This window comes from Selenomonas sp. GACV-9, from assembly GCA_900116485.1.
Classification (GTDB): Bacteria; Bacillota; Negativicutes; order Selenomonadales; family Selenomonadaceae; genus Selenomonas_A; species Selenomonas_A ruminantium_G.
This window is the reverse complement of the sequence record FPAX01000001.1, coordinates 531,153-549,038: the sequence shown is the minus strand read 5'-3', so window position 1 is coordinate 549,038 and position 17,886 is coordinate 531,153. Positions and strand designations below refer to the sequence as shown.

Sequence of the window (17,886 nt, the reverse complement as noted above, 5' to 3'; positions counted from 1 at the left end):
CAGTATGTTTAAATTCAAAAAGAAAGACAGCGAATTCTTTGACCTGTTCGTCGAAAGTGCGAATTATTTTTACAAGGGCGCGCTCATGATGGATGAGGTCATGCTGGATTACAGCAAGGCGGTCGACAAGGTAAAGGAAATCAATGATCTCGAGCATGAGGCCGATAAGGTCAATGACAAGATCATCGACAAGCTCAACTTGACCTTTATCACTCCGATTGACCGTGAAGACATCTATGCACTGGCAAACGGCCTTGACGACGGCGTGGATTACCTGCAGGGCACGTTGCAGCGCATTGTGATGTATCGCACTGGCAAGGCCATGAGCGGTGCTGTAGCCATGACCAAGCTGTTGATTGAAGCGACTGAGCAGACGATTCGCGCGTTTAACTTGCTCAAAGATATCCGCAAGAATCAGGCTGAAATCCTCGACGCTACGCACAAGATCGCCCAGATCGAAAGTGAGGGCGACCGCGTTTACCGGCATGAGATTGCATACCTCTTCGACAAAGAAAAAGATCCGATTGAGCTCATCAAATGGAAAGATATCCTGGAGAAGCTCGAGGATACGCTGGATCACTGTGAGAAACTGTCTGACATGATCCGGGGAGTGGTAATGAAATATGCATGAAGTACAGATGCTTATCTTTACGGTCATAGCCTTGGCGTTGCTGTTTGATTTCATCAACGGTTTCCATGATACCGCTAATGCAATTGCCACAGCAGTCTCGACGCGGGCACTGCATCCGAGCCATGCCATCATGATGGCGGCGGTGCTGAACTTCCTTGGTGCCATGTATAGTACCGGTGTTGCCAAGACCATCGGTACCGATATCGTCAAATCGGCCCAGCATGTTGATGAACACATCATCGTGGCGGCGCTGGTGGGCGCCGTGCTCTGGAATATCATCACCTGGTATTTTGCCGTTCCCTCCAGTTCCTCGCACGCACTGGTCGGCGGCATCATCGGTGCGGTTCTCGTATCGGTGGGCAGCGACGGCCTGAACTTCTACGGCATTGGCAAGATTATCCTGTCGCTGATTGGTTCGCCGCTTTTGGGTATCGTCTCCGGCTATATCGTGATGACGCTGCTGTTCCGCCTATTCGGCCGGTTCAGTCCCTCGGCCATCAATCATCGGTTCAAGAAGATGCAGGTGCTGTCAGCAGCGATGATGGCCTTCTCCCATGGTTCCAATGATGCACAGAAATCAATGGGTATCATCACGCTGGCCCTGCTTTCCGGCGGCTATATCGAGGTCTTTGAGGTACCGACCTATGTCAAGGTCCTGGCCGCAACGGCGATGGCTTGCGGTACGGCAGTCGGCGGCTGGCGCATCATCAAGACGATTGGCGGCAAGATCTTCAAGCTTGAGCCGATTTCGGGCTTTGCTGCTGACCTCAACTCGTCGACGGTCATCTTCACGGCGACCCTCTTGCATCTGCCAGTCAGTACGACTCACGTCGTATCAGGCTCGATCATGGGTGTCGGCACGGCCAAGCGCGTCAATGCTGTCCGCTGGGGTGTGGCGCAGCAGATGGTCATGGCCTGGGTCCTGACGATTCCCTGCACGGCCATGATGGGTGCCGTTGCTTATATGGGCGTTTGTGCCATCTTTAAATAATAGAATTTTAACAGTCGTAGTGTTACAATAATAGTAATACTACGGCTTTTTTATTGTCAGGGAAATGATGGGAGGGATTGACATGGATGTAGTACCAGGAATGACCTTGATGGAAATGGCCAGGAAGGCACAGGAGGAGTTTGCAAGTCCAATCGTGGCGGCCAGGCTCGATGGTGCGGTGCATGATTTGCAGAACGACATCAGCGGAGTGCAGACGGTGCAGTTCATACCGCTAGACAGCAAGATGGGCTGGCAGGTTTACCGGCGCAGCGTGCTGTTCCTGCTGATTACGGCGGTCTATGAGCTGTACCCTGAGGCTGAGGTTGTCACGCAGTTTACGGCCAACAAGGGGCTGTTCTGTGAAATCCGCCAGTCAGAGGACTATGGCGATGAGGGCGTCGATGTGCAGCAAATCGAGCAGAAGATGCGCAGGATCGTGGCGGAGAACCGGCCCATCTGCAAGGAGTTCTGGCGCCGGGAAGAGGCGGTGCAGTTTTTCCGGGAGGCCAAGCAGGAGGAGAAGGCCGCCTTGATTGAGTCGCTGCAGCGTCCGGTGGTCAGCCTCTATCGCTGCGGATCGTTCTATGACTATCTCTATGGGCCGATGCTCTATGAGACCGGGAGCCTGGACAAGTTCGCGCTGGACTTTGAGCCGCCCGGAATCCTCTTGCGACTGCCCGATGAGCGGACAAACGGCAAGATTCGCGAGCGGGTGCCGCAGCCGAAACTCAGCCAGATCCTCTATGAGGCCAAAAGCTGGGCGAAGATTCTGCACTGCAACTATGTGACGGACCTCAATCGCGCCAATCGCGACGGGCAGATTGGCGATGTCATCCGCGTGTCGGAGGCCTTGCAGGAAAAGCGCATTGCTCAGATAGCCGACTATATCACGCAGCATCGCGACGGCGCCCGGCTCGTGATGATTGCCGGGCCATCTTCTTCGGGAAAGACTTCCTTTGCCCAGCGCCTGCGCATCCAGCTGCGGGTCAATGGTCTCGAGCCTGTGTCGATATCTCTTGATGATTACTTCCTGTCCCGCAAGGATACGCCGCGCAATGAACGCGGTGAATACGACTTCGAGTGCCTTGAGGCTCTCGATACGGAGCTTTTCAACCGCGATATGGTGGCGCTGCTGGCAGGCAAAGAAGTCCAGCTGCCGCGCTATAATTTCCTGACGGGCTGCCGGGAATGGCCCAAGATACCGCCACTGCAAGTCACGTCGGACCAGCCCATCATCATCGAGGGTATCCACGGGTTAAATGAGAAGCTCAGTGCGGCTGTCCCGCGGGCCCAGAAATTCAAGATCTATATCAGTGCCCTGACCCAGCTCAATATCGACGCCCATAACCGCATCCCGACGACGGATGCGCGCCTCCTGCGCCGTCTCGTGCGTGACTATCAGACCCGCGGCGCCCATGCCTTAAAGACCCTCAAGCAGTGGCCCGACGTGCGGGAGGGCGAGGAAAAGAACATCTTCCCATATCAGGAAGAGGCCGATGTGATGTTCAACTCGGCACTGATTTACGAGCTGGGCGTGCTGAAAAAATACGCTGAGCCGCTCTTAGAGACGATTTCACCCGAAGTGCCTGAATACGCCGAAGCCCGCCGTCTGCTGGATTTCTGTGCCTACTTTGACAACATCACCGCCGAAGATGAAATCCCAAATAACTCCCTGCTGCGAGAATTCATCGGTAAGTCGGTGTTCTTTAAGTGATGCACAAAAGAGGAATGTAAACGCATGCGTAAATTTCCTGAGGACTTTTTATGGGGCGGCGCCACAGCCGCCAATCAATTGGAAGGCGGCTGGAATCTGGGGGGCAAGGGCATATCCGTGTCCGACTGTGCCCGCATGAAACTGGACGTGGACGTGAAGGACTATGCCAAGCAGAATGAATAATCCGTCATCCCTATACCACCGGCGGGCTGGTCAAAGACCGCTTCCCGGGTAAGAACTTCCAGGAAGTCTGCTATCAGGCCATGCACCATCAGTTCGTAGCCAGCGCCCTGGCTACCAAGATCTGCCACGAGATTATCCCGGGCTCTAAAGTGGGTTGCATGATTACCAAGCTGGAATTCTACCCGCTGACTTGCAAGCCCGAAGATGTATTGGCCACCCAAAAACGCATGCGCAGTGTCTATGCCTTTTCCGATACCCAGGTCTTTGGCGAATATCCCCGTTTCCTGTTGAAATACTATGAGAACAACAACATCCATATCGTCACGGAGTCTGGAGATGCGGAAGTGATGAAAGCCCATCCCGTGGATTTCGTGTCCTTCAGCTACTATATGTCCAGCTGTGTGGCCGATGACGAGGAGAACAAGGAAAAGACTGCTGGCAATACGGTGATGGCCCTCAAGAATCCCTATCTTCCTGCCAGCGAATGGGGCTGGCAGATCGATCCCGTCGGCCTGCGCATTTCCCTGGTGGAGCTTTACGACCGCTATCGTAAGCCGCTTTTCATTGTGGAAAACGGCTTAGGGGCTAAAGATGAGCTGGTGGATGGCAAAGTCCATGATGACTACCGCATTGCCTACCTCAAAGAGCATTTCCAGTGCATGCTGGATGCCATCGAGGAAGATGGCGTGGAACTCATGGGCTATACATCCTGGGGCTGCATCGATCTGATCAGCGAATCCACCAAGCAGATGTCCAAACGCTATGGCTTTATCTATGTAGATGCTGATGACTATGGCCACGGAGGGTATAATCGGTATAGGAAAGACTCCTTCTACTGGTATCAGAAGGTAATCGCAAATAACAGTGTCGATTTTGATTGAATGCAAAGGCACTTTCTGAGTTCATCGTGCTGGGCAAGGGGATTGGAGACGGCCGCAAAGAACATAATCAAGCAGAATAAGGCTCCCCCTATGCGAGACAAAGGGGGAGCCTTTATGTTGCAAAACGCTTTGGATATATGTATCACTTGCTTAAAAATGTGATATAATATGTCTAACGACCAATAATTTTGTGATTTTATAGCTATTAAAGCCGTGAAAAATGTGATATAAGAGCTGGATATGTGGAGATTTTTGTGATGGATAGATTAAAACGTAAGATAGATGACCGGTTGGTACGATGGTCGAAAGAACCTGACCGGCTGCCGTTGATTATTAAGGGGGCGCGCCAGATTGGCAAGACGGAAGCCATCAAAAACTTTGCTGAGCAGAACTATGAGAACGTAATTGAGATAAATTTTGTTCTGCAGAAGGAGTATCGGACTATCTTTGAAGATGGCTACGAGGTTGATACGATTCTCCAGAATATTACATTCTTGAATCCCTCCTTGCGCGTAGAACCAGGCAAAACGCTTGTATTTTTTGATGAGCTGCAGGCTTGCCCTGCGTGTGCTACGAGTCTCAAATCCTTTAAGCTGGATGGAAGATATGATGTCATTTGTTCGGGCTCTCTCATGGGAATCAGCTATCAGGAGATTGAATCCAATAGCGTAGGTTATAAAGAAGATATTACGATGTATCCGCTGGATTTTGAGGAATATTTATGGGCGAAAGGTTATAAAGCGGAACAGATTGACATTTTCTATCAGCATATGGTTGAGCTGAAACCGCTGTCTAGTGCAGCGTTGCCAGCTTTGCGTGAGGCGTTCCGGGAATATCTGGTTCTTGGGGGAATGCCAGCGGTAGTTTGGTCCTTTATACAGAAAGGAAACTACAGCGGTACGCTGAATCTCCAGAAACAGTTACTGCTGGACTATGAAGAAGATATCACGAAGTATGCACAAGGCCTCGACCAGACGAAAATATTGAATGTCTATCGGAAAATACCGGTATTTCTAGGGAAAGACAATAAAAAATTTCAAATTTCCAAGGTGGCGCATGGTGCACGCAGCCGGGAGTACGTGGGGGTGACTGATTGGTTGGCCAACGCGGGCATCGTAAATATCTGTTATTGCCTCGAGCATCCGGAACTACCGCTGAAGGGAAATTATGATCCGGATAATTATCGGATTTACTACGGAGATACGGGGCTGCTGATTGCGTCACTGGATGATGAGGCACAGGAAGACCTCCGCCAGAATAAGAATTTTGGTGTCTATAAAGGTGCGCTATTTGAGAATGTGGTGGCGCAGATGCTGGCAGCACAGGGCTATGGCCTGTACTTCTTCCGCAATCGGACAGCAACGCTGGAGATGGACTTCTTTATTCGCGATGCGGATTCGCTGATTCCAGTCGAAGTCAAGGCCAAGAATGGGGCAACAAAATCGTTAAATGCTTTGATTGCCCAAGAAGACTACCCAGATATCCGGCGTGGAATCAAGCTGGGAGATACGAATATCGGCAGGAATGAACGCTTCGTAACGTTCCCTTATGCGCTTACCTTTTTACTGAAGCGATGGATTATGCAACAAATAAAAGATAAGAATTAAAAAGAGAAAATGACAGCTTATTAGCATTATCCACAGTAAAATGTTAATAAAATGATACCAAAAGTGTTGATATTATACGGAGGAGAATATATGCCGAATATTTTTGATGGATTTAATAATGTGGATGATCAAGGGATACGTGAACAGATTGCTGTATTGGAAACTGTAACGATAGGTAATGTACTGGGAGTCTATGGTCAAAAAGCATACAAAGGAGTAACAAGTGCGATAAACTTCATTGGAAGTTTTTTTGATAAAAAAGTTATTAAAGAACCTACGATTAAAGAAATAGACGAACAAATAGCAGATTGTGTTAAATCTATGGAGTGTTTTGGGAGAGCCACATTAAATCAACGCTTAAGACAGGCTTTGGCTGATAGAACCAATTATAAAAATTCTTCGCTGACATTTAATGATGGAACTGCAGCACTCCCTCAATGGTGCGATGATGAAAAGTTATCAATTGCTGTTGTAGATGGAGCAGCAAAATTATTGGATGTAGATTTAGAGCTAACTCCGGCGGAGAAAATAGAAATTGTAAATCAACGATATGCTGAACGCATGTTAACTCAAATGCGAAAGAAAATCAAAGAAAAAGGGCCGGCAGAAGAGCGGAGACTTGCCGCACAATTAGATAAAGATATAGCAAAGCTTTCTACTGAAGAAAGAGAAGCTATGAGAAGGTCTCTTAAAATTGATGATATATCTGGCGAAACAATACAAAAGCTCATTATGACCACAGGGGGAACAACTTTAGTAATGACTGTCATGTCATCTATGGGTGGTTATATAGCAATGACGACAATCATGCATGCATTGTTTACTACAGCATTAGGGATCACTTTACCTTTTGCAGCCTATACCGGTGCAGCATCAATTGCTGGGTTTTTAACTGGTCCAGTAGGATGGGCTATTCTTGCGGGAGTTGGGATTTGGCAATTTACTAGCGGTTCTAGCAAAGTAGATGGTGAAGTCCTTGCTCAGTCGGTTTTCCTTGCCCGGACAGAATATAGAAGACCGTTTACTGCATTGGATGAAGAATTACCAAGTTGGATTTCTCCAAGCGATAACCCCGAAGCGTATAAGTTGCGTCAGGAACAGGAAGAAGAAATTGCTCGATTACAAGCTGATCTTGAAATAAAAAGTGAACGCTTGGCTAAAGAAGAAAGATTGCGTAGGGAAACCGAAGAAGTATGTCATCAAGCAGAGCAAAAAAAATCTCAAGCTGAAAAAAATGAGAAAATTGCTCGTGAAAAGTTAAAGGAAATGCCAAGATTACTTCAAGAGGCTAATGATGAACTTAATGAGTATGAACTAAGGCTGAAAGCTGAGTCTAACAAGGTCGTCCAAAATGAACAGGCAAAACGTGAGCAGGAGAATGTTGTACGACAGCTTAGAATGCAGCTAAGAATGAGAGAAAAAAATCTAGAGGATTTACGCAACACTGAAGAAACTATGAGTGCAATGCTTGATGAAGCTGCAGCACAGCAAGAAGAATCATCGAATATAATAACTCAATTAACTGTTAAAATTGAAGAGCTGAGTAAAAGCTGTGAACTTTTACAGATAGAGAAAAATAAAGCAACGGAGATTGCTAATAAAAAGATTGATAAGAGAAAAGAAGAATTGGCCAACCAATTGAATATTTTCTTTACATCCGATGAGCGTAATATTCGGATTGATGATGAATTTTTGCGTAAACTTGCTAAATTGGATTCAAAACTATTATATGATGTAGAACGGAAGATGAAAGAAATTTATGATGCTGAAAATCCTGAAGTCATTGGACTAATGGATCGTGGTAAAATGAATACGAAACAGGGAACATTGCATTGTAAAATAAGGAAAAGTTATCGTTTACATTATTTATGGAAAAAGGAAAGAAAATGTGTAGTTTTTGTTGGCTTTTTTAGTCATAATGAACAGGATAAAAAGTTTTGATTGAGCTGACGCGATTATCCTTAATTTATTTCTAAGGGGAACTAGATGAATTTCCGCCTCCATGGTTCGAGTGATATGGAATGCTGCCATAGACATACCTCTTGTTTCCTAGCTGTATTCTATGACTTTGCCTATGAAAAGGCAAGATTATCCGGCAAATAATATGCTTGTCCTGGAAGGGATTGCACTGAGTTGATTTACTAAAAACGGCAGAGCTATCGGATTGGATAGCTCTGCCGTTTTCTATTGCAATGATTATTTATCAACGCCCCAGGCATGGATGCCGGTTTCGTCGCCGAGGATGGCTGGGTCGAAGACTGGTTCTTTGATGCCGCGGCGTTTCTGGTCGAGGTAGTCGTTCAGCGTGATGCTGACGCGCTTGGCCAGGCGGGCAACGGCGTAGAGGTTCGTCAGGCACAGGAAGCCCATGAAGAGGTCAGCCAGGTTCCAGACCAGCGAAAGTTCAGCCACGCTGCCGAAGAAGACCATGGCGACAACGAAGAGGCGGAACAGCGTCATGAAGCGCTTGCTCTTACCCTCGAAGAAGGCGATGTTGATTTCGCCGTAGTAGTAGTTGCCGCAGATGGAGCTGAAGGCAAACATCATGATCATGAAGGAAACAGCTGCCGGAGCCAGAGCTCCGAAGATGCTGGCCAGTGATGCCTGCGCGAGGGCAACGCCCGTGACTTCGCCACCAATCGTGTACTGACCGGTCAACAGGACGATGAAAGCCGTAGCCGAGCAGACGAGCCAGGTATCGACGTAGACGCCGAAGGCCTGCACAAGACCCTGCTTGACCGGATGGGTGACATCGGCCGTAGCGGCAGCGTTCGGTACCGAACCTTCACCGGCCTCGTTGGAGAACAGGCCGCGTTTGACACCCGTAAGGATAGCTGAGCCGAGACCACCGCCGACAGCAGCCTGCGGGGAGAAGGCATCGTGGATGATCAGAGCGAACATATCCGGTACCATGCCGATGTTGAGGATGATGATGACGATGGCCGTCAGGATGTAGAGGCCAGCCATGATCGGTACGAGGAACTCGGTGAATTTTGCGATGCGCGTGACGCCGCCGAAGATGACGAGCGCCGTGAGAACGCAGAGGATAGCAGCTGTGATGATCGGCTCGATGCCGAAGGCGCTTTTGACCGACAGGGCAATAGTATTGGCCTGTACCGAGTTGTAGATAAGGCCGAAGGTCACAGCAATCAGGACGGCAAAGAGCTTGGCAACGCCAGGTTGCTTGAGTGCGTTCTGGATGTAGTAAGCCGGGCCGCCGTGGAAGGCGTTGTTGCCCCGGGGCAGTTTGTAAATCTGGGCGAGGGTGCTCTCTACAAAGCCTGTAGCGCAGCCGATGAAAGCGATGACCCACATCCAAAAGACAGCACCCGGGCCGCCGGTAACGATTGCGATAGCCACACCAGCAATGTTGCCGACACCGACACGGGAGGCCGTGCTGACACAGAAAGCCTGGAAGGAGCTTATGGCCTTGCCTTCCGTCTTCTTGCCGATACCTTCGGTCAGCAGGCGAATCATCTCGGGCAGCATGCGCAGCTGGACGAATTTCGTCGACAGCGTGAACCAGAGGCCGCAGCCGACGAGTACCGCAATGAGTACATACGACCAGAGGACGTTGTTGACCTCATTGACAACAGTGTTTAATAGATCCATGAATAATACCTCTTTTCCAATAAAATAAGCCTTTTGTTCCTACCACAAGAAAAGCACACGTCACCCATGTACCGGATAGTTGCAAAAGGCGCCATTGCCTTGAAAATATAATAAATTTTACATATCTATTATATCGGCAAGGATTAGTAACTGTCAAGTTTGTGTTAGTTTGTATACAAAAAAACAGCCCCGCAAATCGGCGGGGCTGTTGACTTATGAGATAACAGGAGGTACCAGCAATATCAAGCTTTCTTGTAAGCCGTAATCTTCTGGTAGTGGCTCTGGAAGAACTCCTCAGCAACCTGTGGGAACAGGGCATAGGAGAGGACGTCCTCCTCAGACGGATTCAGATAGCCTTTCTCCTTGAGCTCGGCCTCGAACTCAGCGAAGGTCTTAGCCTTAGCGTCCTCAATCGAGCAATCCTCGATGATGTCTTCCGGAGCGATGCCAAGGGTCTTCGTGAGGAAGTCGCGGTCGATGGCAACTGGCGTACGGCCGAATTTGCCGCGGGCCAGGTCCTTGAACTCTTTCGGGACCATCTTATAGCGCTCGCCGCTCATGACGTTGAAGGTGGCCATCGTGCCGACAATCTGGGAGGACGGCGTGACAAGCGGCGGATAGCCGAGGTCTTTGCGGACGCGCGGCATCTCGTCGAGCAGATCCTGATATTTGTCTTCCATGCCAGCCTCTTTGAGCTGGTTAGCAAGATTCGAAAGCATGCCGCCCGGGATCTGGAAGTCGAGGACGTTCGGGTTGATATCGAAATAACCTTTGAGGTTGAATTCGTTGATGACGCGTTTCTTGACGGAGAGGAAGTGCTGGGAAATAGGCGTGAGTTTTTGGACGTCGATGCCCGTATCGTACTCCGTGCCTTCGAGGGCGCGGACCATCGTCTCGGTGCATGGCTGAGACGTGTCAGAGGAGAATGGAGCAAGGGCCGTATCGATGATGTCGACACCAGCTTCGATAGCCTTGAGGTACGTGGCATGGCCGAAACCAGAAGTGCAGTGGGTATGGAGCTCGACAGGGATGTCAAGGGCAGCCTTGAGTTTCTTGACGAGGTCTTCAGCGACATACGGTTTCAGCAGGCCGGACATATCCTTGATGCAGACGGAATGGCAGCCCATATCCTGGAGTTCTTTCGCGAGCTCGACGAATTTCTCATTCGTGTGCACCGGGCTGATGGTGTAGACGAGACAGCCCTGGACTTCCGGTTTTTCCGGGCAGTTCAGCGCTGCGTTGATGGCAACTTTGAGGTTGCGGACATCGTTGAGGGCATCGAAGATGCGGAAGACGCCGATGCCGTGCTGAGCGGCTTTCTGGACGAATTTCTCAACAACATCATTGGAGTAGTGGTTATAGCCCAGGAGATTCTGGCCGCGCAGCAGCATCTGGATTGGCGTATTGAGGTTTTTCTTCAGCGTGTCCAGACGCTCCCAGGGATCCTCGCCAAGGAATCGCAGGCACGTGTCAAACGTCGCGCCGCCCCAGGCTTCCAGCGCTTTATAGCCTACGGCATCAAGAGCTTCGAGCTGCGGGAGCATATCTTCGATACGCATGCGCGTTGCACATAAGGACTGGTGACCGTCGCGCAGGACCGTCTCCATAATCTGTACTGGTTTCTTTGCCATAATCAACACTCTCCTCTGAGTTATTAATACATAAGCATAGCTTATGGATGTTTTGACGCTGCCAAGCGTTGCATCAGGACGAATATAGTGGTTAAAGCCTTGATAACACTAGCTTTGAAGCTTATCGGTCAATTTAACATCACAAGAATAGTATAGGTACTAAAAAGTCCTTTGTCAATGGAAATGTGATTATTTTCTCAAGCTATAACTAATTTGAATCATAGATTATGATTATCGTGTTATAGATAACCTTTTGGGATAGTGAATTCAAAATAAGCGCAGTGTGAATTCGGAACTGGACAAACAGGGCTTAGGTGCGGTACTATGTTACAAGAAATTCTTTTGCATACTATATAGATAGGAAGACGAATAGATGGAAGATCGCGTATCGAAGATTCAAGTATTGGTTATGGTGTTGGTAATGACAGCGGCGATTGGACTCGTGGCTTTTTTTGGCGCGGTGGAATATTCCAAGCAGCAGCTCTTAGATGACAGCCTGGCCAAGGGCAAGGCGATGCTGGCTGAGCAGGACTACCAATCGGCTCGTGTGTATCTGTCGTTGTTTGATGAGAAGGGCAAGACGGAGACTGGCTACAATCTCTATGGCTTTACGGCAGCCATGATCGCTTACCAGACCTATCTTGGCACTGGCGATATCAACCAGCTGCAGGTGGCTAGCGACTATCTGTCTGGTATCAATATGGGCAATCTGGCTGGCTATACGGGGAAAGCCCAGGAGCTCAAGGGCAAGGTGGATGAATGCCTGGCCTCCTATCAGGAGCAGGTCGAGGCCCAGCAGCAGGCTGAGGCTGCTGCCGCTGCAGCCGAAGAGGAGCGCAAGAATCCCAAGACTGCTGGCAAGGCAGAAAAGCAAGACCAACCGGCTGACGCTGTGAAAACGCCGAAGAAAGCAGAGCCGGCAAAATCTGCCACAGCCAAGACCCAAAAGCCCGCCCCAGCAGAAAATCCAGGCAAACCAGCGGCCCCAAAGGACGCGAAGTGAGCGAACTCTGGACGGCCCTATACAGGATAGTCAGAAAAAAGTGCTCCAAGCAGCACTTTTTTTATATTTATGCAGAAATGCTTGCAATTTTTTACAAATACGGTATGATAGATAAGTAAAATTTATGAAAGAAGGGCTCGAATGGAACGGACAACAGGATTCGGGACAAAAATGGCAAAGGGGCAGGCTGGCAGGGCAAAGCTGAAGTTCTTGCTATGTTCGGCGTTTGGCTGTTTTATGTTCCTGTTTCCACTCAATAATACAGATAGTGATTTCAATACGGCACTCAGCATGCTGACCGAGATGCTTGACAAGTCAATCCAGGCAAATCTGCCTTGGCTGCTTACGGTGTTTGTCATCATTTCATCGCTCGGGGCTTTGCTCGGGCAGTTCTGGCGGCCGGCGGTCATCCGCAGGATTCCGTGGCTGGAGGATTTGTTGTTTGTCTCGCGGCCATATGCGTTGACGCGTCTTGTTGCCTTGCTGGTTACGGTCTGCGTGGTCTGGGGCGTAGGGCCGGAGGCCGTGCGCAGTGATGATGTGGGCGGCAGCATGATTTCCTTGTCGCAGACCCTCATAGCGATTGCCGTGACGCTGAGTTTCGTGCTGCCGTTCTTGACCGATTGTGGTATCATGGAGTTTACGGGCATCTTGCTGAAACCGTTGATCCGCCCGCTGTTCCGCGTGCCAGGAAGGGCGTCGGTAGATCTTATCGCCTCGTGGCTGGCCTCGTCCAATACGGCCGTGCTGATTACGGGTAACCAGTACAACAGCGGTTTTTACAGTAAGCGCGAGGCCGCATCGATCATGACGAATTTCTCGCTGGTGTCGATTCCATTCTGCATGGTCGTAGCCGAAACCTTGCATGTGACCCAGCACTTCCTGCTGCTGTATGCGTCAGTCACGGCAATTGGCTTGCTGCTGGCGGTCATCGGCGTGCGCATCCGTCCGCTAGCGTCCATTCCGGACAGCTATTGCGGTGAGAAGAAAATCAATGAGGATGTGCCGCAGGATGTTTCGCTGGTGGGTTGGGCCTGGTCGGCAGCGCTTGAGCGTGCTGCGCAGTTCAACCTGCGCGTGGCACTTCATGCCGCCATCAAGATGACTGTCGGCATCATCCTTGACCTCATTCCGATTGTCATCGCTTGGGGAACCATCGGAACACTGCTGGTCAACGAGACAGCTGTCATGCAGTGGATCTCGTATCCGATGGGTCTTTATCTGAGTCTTTTCGGCGTCGAGGGTGCCTTTGCGATTGCGCCGGCGACGTTGGTGGGTTTTATCGACATGTTCATTCCGGCGCTGATTACCAGTCAGGATTTGCCGGTGTCTACGCGGTTCCTGGTGGCAGGTCTGTCACTGGTGCAGATCATCTATCTGACGGAAGTCGGCAGCATCATCGTCAAATCAAACGTTGGCCTTGACTTCAAGCGTTTGTTCATGATTTTCCTTGAGCGTACGATCGTGGCCATTCCGCTACTGGTGCTGGTTTCGCATCTGCTTTGACAAGTCAAGATTGACTTGTCAGATTTGACTTGTCAATCTTGACGGGGCAACGGAAAATGTATATAATAACTAATTAGAAAGCTAACTAAATGTGGAGGCGTTGAAGTGAAACGAGAAGTGATACCGACTTGGGAAGAGTTGGAACGCCATAAACGCATTATTCCTGAAATCAATCCGGCAGCCGTGATTGCGATGCTGGGCATCAAGATGGCTGCCGAGGAGATCCAGCAGTCAATCCTCGATGTCCTGCTGAAGAAGTACAATCTGTCAGAGGGCAAGTTTTGTGCTTTGGTGGTCTTGCATCAGCATGGCGCAGATGGCATTGCGCCGTCGGCGTTGGCAGCAAAGATCGGGGTGACTCGGGCGACCATCAGCAATATGCTGCAGCGCCTGGAGCGTGATGGTCTGATTACCGTCCGTCCCGCTGCCAGCGATGGGCGTGGCAAGATTGTCATCTTGACAGATGAAGGGGCGGATTTCATGGAGCAGATCCTGCCGCCGCATTATCTGCGCGTTACCAAGCTGATGGAGAAACTTTCCGAGTCTGAGCAGAAAGAGCTTATAGGACTGCTCAAAAAGCTGACCCTCTAAGCGTCAGCTTTTTGAGCGCAGGGATATATAGGCAGGGAAGGCAGAGCCTTCTCTGCCTGTTCTTTGCCAATATAGTTAGCTATCAAACTAATTAAAGGAGAATTTGAGATGAATGCAAAACAAAAAGCAACGCGGACTGGCATCGTGTTTATTGCGCTGCTGATCATTGGTGGGCTTATCCTGATGTATAAAGGAAATGATGCACTGGCACTGGCAACGGAGCGAAAGGAAGGCATACTGACAGCTGAGCAGATCAAGATGTCCTTCGACTCGGTCAGCGGACGGCTGGTAAAAGAGTCTGTAAAAGAAGGCGATTATGTAAAGAAGGGCGATGTCATCATGGAGCTTGACTCTACCGATACGGACTTGTCCATCGAAAAGCTCAAGGCGCAGATTGCGCAGATGGAGGCGCAGATCCGCTCGACGAGCGGCACGCAGGGCATCAATTTCCAGAAAGCCGATAATGATGCCAGCCAGAGCAGCCGGCAGATCGATCAGCAGTATGCAGCCGTTTCGTCGGCCTCGGCAACACTGAAGAATTCGCAGCTCGATTACAGCCGCAAGTCGGCGCTGTTTGATGCAGGCGCCATTTCCCGGAGCCAGCTTGACGATGCGGAACTTGCCTTGCAGGTAGCACAGTCGAATCTCGAGCAGCAGCGCCAGCTCCTGCAGAAATTGCAGGCCGGCTACAATGGCGGTGCATCGGATATGATTGGCCAGCAGCGTCAGGCAGCTGCCAATATGAGTAACGATGTCGAGTCGCTGGAGCAGCAGAAACACGCGCTGGAAGTCCAGCTGAAGGAACTTGAGGTAGCCAAAGAGCGTTTGACGTTGCGGGCACCTGAGGATGGCAAGGTGTTGAAGGTGCTGGCAAAGGAGGGCGAGATGATAGCGCCGTCGACGCCAGTGGTACTGCTTGAGAGCAATCGCAGCTATTACGATATCTATGTCAGTGAGAAACAGGCGGCAAATCTTGCGGAAGGCCAGCTCATCAAGGGTAGGACTGTTGCTGGCGAGCGTGAGGTGACGGGCACGATCCGGCTGCTCTCGCAGGCGCCGGGCTTTGCTGACCTGAAGTCGACCCGTGAGAAGGGGCAGGCAGATCTTTCGGCCTTTCAGGTCCGCATCTATATTGACCCGCAGGATGGCATCATCCCGGGCATGACCATTGAGGTGAAAGATAGTGAATTCACTAAGAGATGAAATACGATTCCTGTTTTCCGGGCAGGGCATGCCCTATGAAAAAGTCTGCATCATGGTGGCGATGGTCATCACGCTATTTATGTCGGTTATCCTGAATGGGAATTTTGCCAAGGATGCCAAGGTGGTCATCATCGATCTGGATAACTCGGCGTATACGCGTGAGCTGACCAATCGCATCGAGGCTACGGAATACATGAAGGTGGCAGCGGTCATAAATACGGCAGTGGACCCGAAAGAACTGTTCTATCAGGACCGTGCCGTCGCTGTTGTCTATTTCCCGCGCGGGCTGGAGAAAGACCGTTATACAGGGGTAGCGACGAACATCGGCGTGTTCTATGACAATACGAATACGGCGCAGACCAGCAACATCAAGGAGGCCTTGAATGAGATTGTCGGCCTCGACAATGCAGCGGCGCAGGGCGATGTCGGCAGCACGAATGACACGATTCGCGGACAATTGAGCCTTGCCTCACGCAATCTGTTCAATCCGCATGACTCCAAGGATAATGGCGAGACGTTGGGCTTTCTGTTCTTCTTTGGTTCGATGTTCTTTACCTTTGCGACGATCGGCATGATTCCGCGGCTGCGGCTCTCGCACCAGCTGGACAAGATACTGCTGGAAGGGACACCCTGGGATCTCGTGGTGCGCATCCTGCCCTATGGCGGCTGCCTGCTGGTATCTTGGGTGCTGGGCCTTGCGGTACTGCGTGTCTGGGGCGACTTGAGTTTTTCGGGCAGTTTCCTGACGTTCCTGTTCATCCAGGTGTTCTATATCCTGGTGACGGGCATGCTCAGTCTGTTCTTTGGCTGGACGGCGGCAAATCCTGGCATTGCCTCGAGCCGGATGATCCTCTTCATTCCGGGCGGTTTTATCCTGGGCGGCATGACGGGCCCGACGACTTTCCTGGCTTCCTGGGTCGTGAGCCTTAGCCATATTTTCCCGCTGACCTGGGAGTATCATTTCCAGCGCGATATCATTGCGCGTGGCGCCGGGCTTGGCGATATTGCCCAGACTTTTGGCGCATTCCTCGTCTATATCGGCATCGTAGCCATCCTGTTCTGCGCTCGATTCTATGCCTCGCGCAAGGCGCTACCCCGCAAGCAGCGGCTCGAAAAGCAGAAGCAGGAGCAGCTGGCAAAACTTGCTGCATCTGCAGCAGAATCCGTTCAGTAAGGAGGATGAGGGGATGTCAACCGTAGAACTCATAGAAGAAATCAAGACAAGGCCGCGGACTGCGATTCGCTGTGCGCGTATCCTGGTGCCGGTCGATGGGTCGGGGCAGTCTTTTGCGGCTGTGTCTATGGCTGTTCGCCTGGCAGCTGCCGCTGGGGCTGAGCTTACGCTGTTTATGGCCGTTGATTACGACAAGGAGGTAGCGGCTTTCGAACAGGTCAGCCTCAGCGGCTATGTGCCAGCAGAACTGAAGGCTGCAGCCTATCGCTTGCTGGCAGATCTCATGCATGTGATTCCGCCAGAAGTCAAGGCTCATACACGCGTGGAGGCCGGAGACTCTGGGGAAGTCATAGTCGAGACAGCTGCGCAGGAAGAAAGCGATCTGATTGTCATGGGATCGCGTGGCCTCGGGGCGATTCACGGCCTATTGATGGGCAGTGTTTCCAGTTATGTACTGGAGCATGCTAGCTGTCCGGTTCTGCTGTGCAAGGATGTACCGGAAGATTGGGGCGGGGACGCTGCCTATAGCGAAACCACAGAAATGAAATAAGAAAGACTGATGCTGTTCAAGATTTGGACAGCATTAATTTTTGCTTAATTATAGTTGATTCATATAATTTTTTAAGGAAATCATTCGATAATATATGTGTAGGGCTAATTAGCCTGCTAACCGAAAGGAGGTGAAAATGATGAGCATCAGTGCAATCAGTGCCAGCAGTAGTCTTTCGTTTGACAATCAGTCCGCAAATACCATGTCATCTTCGCATAAGACGGCGGCGACTGCATCCTTTAGCGATATCTTGGCGAGCCTGACTGGAACGTTCTCGGGATCAGCTGACAGTGCTGAGGCTACCGTGACGATTACCAAGGTTTTGCCCGATGGTTCGTTGGTTATCGTCAAGATGCAGGGGAATCAAGTAGTTTCTGAGTCAAAACTCAGTGGGGCAAGTGTCCAGCAGCAACAGAATCTATTGGGGCTGTCGTCTATGCTGCCACAGGAGTATGCGGCGAAAGATTCCGCTGTATCAGGGTCACTATTCAGCGCGTCAATTTGATGAGAGGATTCGTCAACTGATTGCTAAAGGATGGATTTAGGATAATGGAATATCGGATGAATAACAAAACGGCTCGTACCTAGATGGTAACGAGCCGTTTTGTT

At 50.4% G+C, this 17,886-nt stretch carries 16 protein-coding genes; 14 read left to right on the top strand and 2 right to left on the bottom strand.

From position 1 onward, the window contains the following. Positions 1-4: 4 nt before the first annotated feature. The 7 genes from BM322_RS02585 (at position 5) to BM322_RS02560 (ending at position 7,948) form a co-directional block, all read left to right on the top strand. The gene (locus BM322_RS02585; protein WP_075428308.1) at positions 5-631 is read left to right on the top strand and encodes a DUF47 domain-containing protein; all 627 of its coding nucleotides are present in this window, start codon (positions 5-7) and stop codon (positions 629-631) included. Continuing rightward, complete coding sequence (locus BM322_RS02580) at positions 624-1,622, top strand: inorganic phosphate transporter (RefSeq protein WP_075428307.1); 999 nt, start codon at positions 624-626, stop codon at positions 1,620-1,622. Before BM322_RS02585 ends, BM322_RS02580 begins: the two co-directional genes overlap by 8 nt. Positions 1,623-1,704: 82 nt before the next feature. Continuing rightward, positions 1,705-3,336 carry a nucleoside kinase gene (locus tag BM322_RS02575; protein WP_318254501.1) on the top strand — a complete coding sequence of 544 codons (1,632 nt, stop codon included), beginning with the start codon at positions 1,705-1,707 and terminating at the stop codon, positions 3,334-3,336. Positions 3,337-3,360: 24 nt separating this feature from the next. After that, positions 3,361-3,519: a family 1 glycosylhydrolase gene (locus BM322_RS13660; protein ID WP_218154595.1), complete on the top strand. Its 159-nt coding sequence runs from the start codon at positions 3,361-3,363 to the stop codon at positions 3,517-3,519. Between the two features lie 80 nt (positions 3,520-3,599). Further along, the gene (locus tag BM322_RS02570; RefSeq protein ID WP_218154594.1) at positions 3,600-4,400 is read left to right on the top strand and encodes a family 1 glycosylhydrolase; all 801 of its coding nucleotides are present in this window, start codon (positions 3,600-3,602) and stop codon (positions 4,398-4,400) included. A gap of 257 nt (positions 4,401-4,657) precedes the next feature. Continuing rightward, positions 4,658-6,007, top strand: coding sequence for an ATP-binding protein (locus BM322_RS02565; RefSeq protein WP_075428306.1), 1,350 nt, complete (start codon positions 4,658-4,660; stop codon positions 6,005-6,007). A gap of 90 nt (positions 6,008-6,097) precedes the next feature. Beyond that, positions 6,098-7,948 (top strand): hypothetical protein, encoded by a 1,851-nt coding sequence (locus BM322_RS02560; RefSeq protein WP_075428305.1) that lies wholly within the window; start codon positions 6,098-6,100, stop codon positions 7,946-7,948. 255 nt (positions 7,949-8,203) lie between these two features. Here the strand turns inward: BM322_RS02560 and BM322_RS02555 are convergent, their stop codons facing one another. Both BM322_RS02555 and BM322_RS02550 read right to left on the bottom strand, forming a co-directional pair. After that, positions 8,204-9,619, bottom strand: a complete 1,416-nt coding sequence (locus BM322_RS02555; RefSeq protein WP_075428304.1) for a sodium:alanine symporter family protein — start codon at positions 9,617-9,619, stop codon at positions 8,204-8,206. A gap of 242 nt (positions 9,620-9,861) precedes the next feature. Next, on the bottom strand, positions 9,862-11,250 hold the full coding sequence (locus BM322_RS02550; RefSeq protein WP_075428303.1) for a pyruvate carboxylase subunit B: 1,389 nt from the start codon (positions 11,248-11,250) through the stop codon (positions 9,862-9,864). A 373-nt stretch (positions 11,251-11,623) separates the two neighbouring features. Here BM322_RS02550 and BM322_RS02545 point away from each other — a divergent pair, with 373 nt between their 5' ends. The 7 genes from BM322_RS02545 (at position 11,624) to BM322_RS02515 (ending at position 17,782) form a co-directional block, all read left to right on the top strand. After that, positions 11,624-12,253 (top strand): hypothetical protein, encoded by a 630-nt coding sequence (locus tag BM322_RS02545; RefSeq protein WP_075428302.1) that lies wholly within the window; start codon positions 11,624-11,626, stop codon positions 12,251-12,253. A 141-nt stretch (positions 12,254-12,394) separates the two neighbouring features. Further along, on the top strand, positions 12,395-13,759 hold the full coding sequence (locus BM322_RS02540; RefSeq protein WP_075428301.1) for a YjiH family protein: 1,365 nt from the start codon (positions 12,395-12,397) through the stop codon (positions 13,757-13,759). Positions 13,760-13,864: 105 nt separating this feature from the next. Then, positions 13,865-14,350, top strand: a complete 486-nt coding sequence (locus BM322_RS02535) for a MarR family winged helix-turn-helix transcriptional regulator (protein WP_075428300.1) — start codon at positions 13,865-13,867, stop codon at positions 14,348-14,350. 108 nt (positions 14,351-14,458) lie between these two features. Then, positions 14,459-15,553, top strand: a complete 1,095-nt coding sequence (locus tag BM322_RS02530) for an HlyD family secretion protein (protein WP_075428299.1) — start codon at positions 14,459-14,461, stop codon at positions 15,551-15,553. After that, a complete protein-coding gene (locus BM322_RS02525; RefSeq protein ID WP_082334318.1) occupies positions 15,534-16,727 on the top strand; it encodes an ABC transporter permease in 1,194 nt (397 codons plus the stop codon). The genes BM322_RS02530 and BM322_RS02525 overlap by 20 nt, the downstream gene beginning before the upstream one ends. A gap of 13 nt (positions 16,728-16,740) precedes the next feature. Beyond that, positions 16,741-17,277, top strand: a complete 537-nt coding sequence (locus tag BM322_RS02520; protein WP_082334316.1) for a universal stress protein — start codon at positions 16,741-16,743, stop codon at positions 17,275-17,277. Between the two features lie 136 nt (positions 17,278-17,413). Next, entirely contained in the window at positions 17,414-17,782 is a 369-nt protein-coding gene (locus BM322_RS02515; RefSeq protein ID WP_177220800.1) for a hypothetical protein, read from the top strand. The last annotated feature ends 104 nt before the right edge of the window (positions 17,783-17,886 follow it).

Excerpts from the sequence above, each read along its gene's own strand:
- BM322_RS02585 (WP_075428308.1), top strand. The coding sequence starts at position 5 with ATGTTTAAATTCAAAAAGAAAGACAGCGAATTCTTTGACCTGTTCGTC.
- BM322_RS02580 (WP_075428307.1), top strand. The coding sequence starts at position 624 with ATGCATGAAGTACAGATGCTTATCTTTACGGTCATAGCCTTGGCGTTG.
- BM322_RS02575 (WP_318254501.1), top strand. The coding sequence starts at position 1,705 with ATGGATGTAGTACCAGGAATGACCTTGATGGAAATGGCCAGGAAGGCA.
- BM322_RS13660 (WP_218154595.1), top strand. The coding sequence starts at position 3,361 with ATGCGTAAATTTCCTGAGGACTTTTTATGGGGCGGCGCCACAGCCGCC.
- BM322_RS02570 (WP_218154594.1), top strand. The coding sequence starts at position 3,600 with ATGCACCATCAGTTCGTAGCCAGCGCCCTGGCTACCAAGATCTGCCAC.
- BM322_RS02565 (WP_075428306.1), top strand. The coding sequence starts at position 4,658 with ATGGATAGATTAAAACGTAAGATAGATGACCGGTTGGTACGATGGTCG.
- BM322_RS02560 (WP_075428305.1), top strand. The coding sequence starts at position 6,098 with ATGCCGAATATTTTTGATGGATTTAATAATGTGGATGATCAAGGGATA.
- BM322_RS02555 (WP_075428304.1), bottom strand. The coding sequence starts at position 9,619 with ATGGATCTATTAAACACTGTTGTCAATGAGGTCAACAACGTCCTCTGG.
- BM322_RS02550 (WP_075428303.1), bottom strand. The coding sequence starts at position 11,250 with ATGGCAAAGAAACCAGTACAGATTATGGAGACGGTCCTGCGCGACGGT.
- BM322_RS02545 (WP_075428302.1), top strand. The coding sequence starts at position 11,624 with ATGGAAGATCGCGTATCGAAGATTCAAGTATTGGTTATGGTGTTGGTA.
- BM322_RS02540 (WP_075428301.1), top strand. The coding sequence starts at position 12,395 with ATGGAACGGACAACAGGATTCGGGACAAAAATGGCAAAGGGGCAGGCT.
- BM322_RS02530 (WP_075428299.1), top strand. The coding sequence starts at position 14,459 with ATGAATGCAAAACAAAAAGCAACGCGGACTGGCATCGTGTTTATTGCG.
- BM322_RS02520 (WP_082334316.1), top strand. The coding sequence starts at position 16,741 with ATGTCAACCGTAGAACTCATAGAAGAAATCAAGACAAGGCCGCGGACT.
- BM322_RS02515 (WP_177220800.1), top strand. The coding sequence starts at position 17,414 with ATGATGAGCATCAGTGCAATCAGTGCCAGCAGTAGTCTTTCGTTTGAC.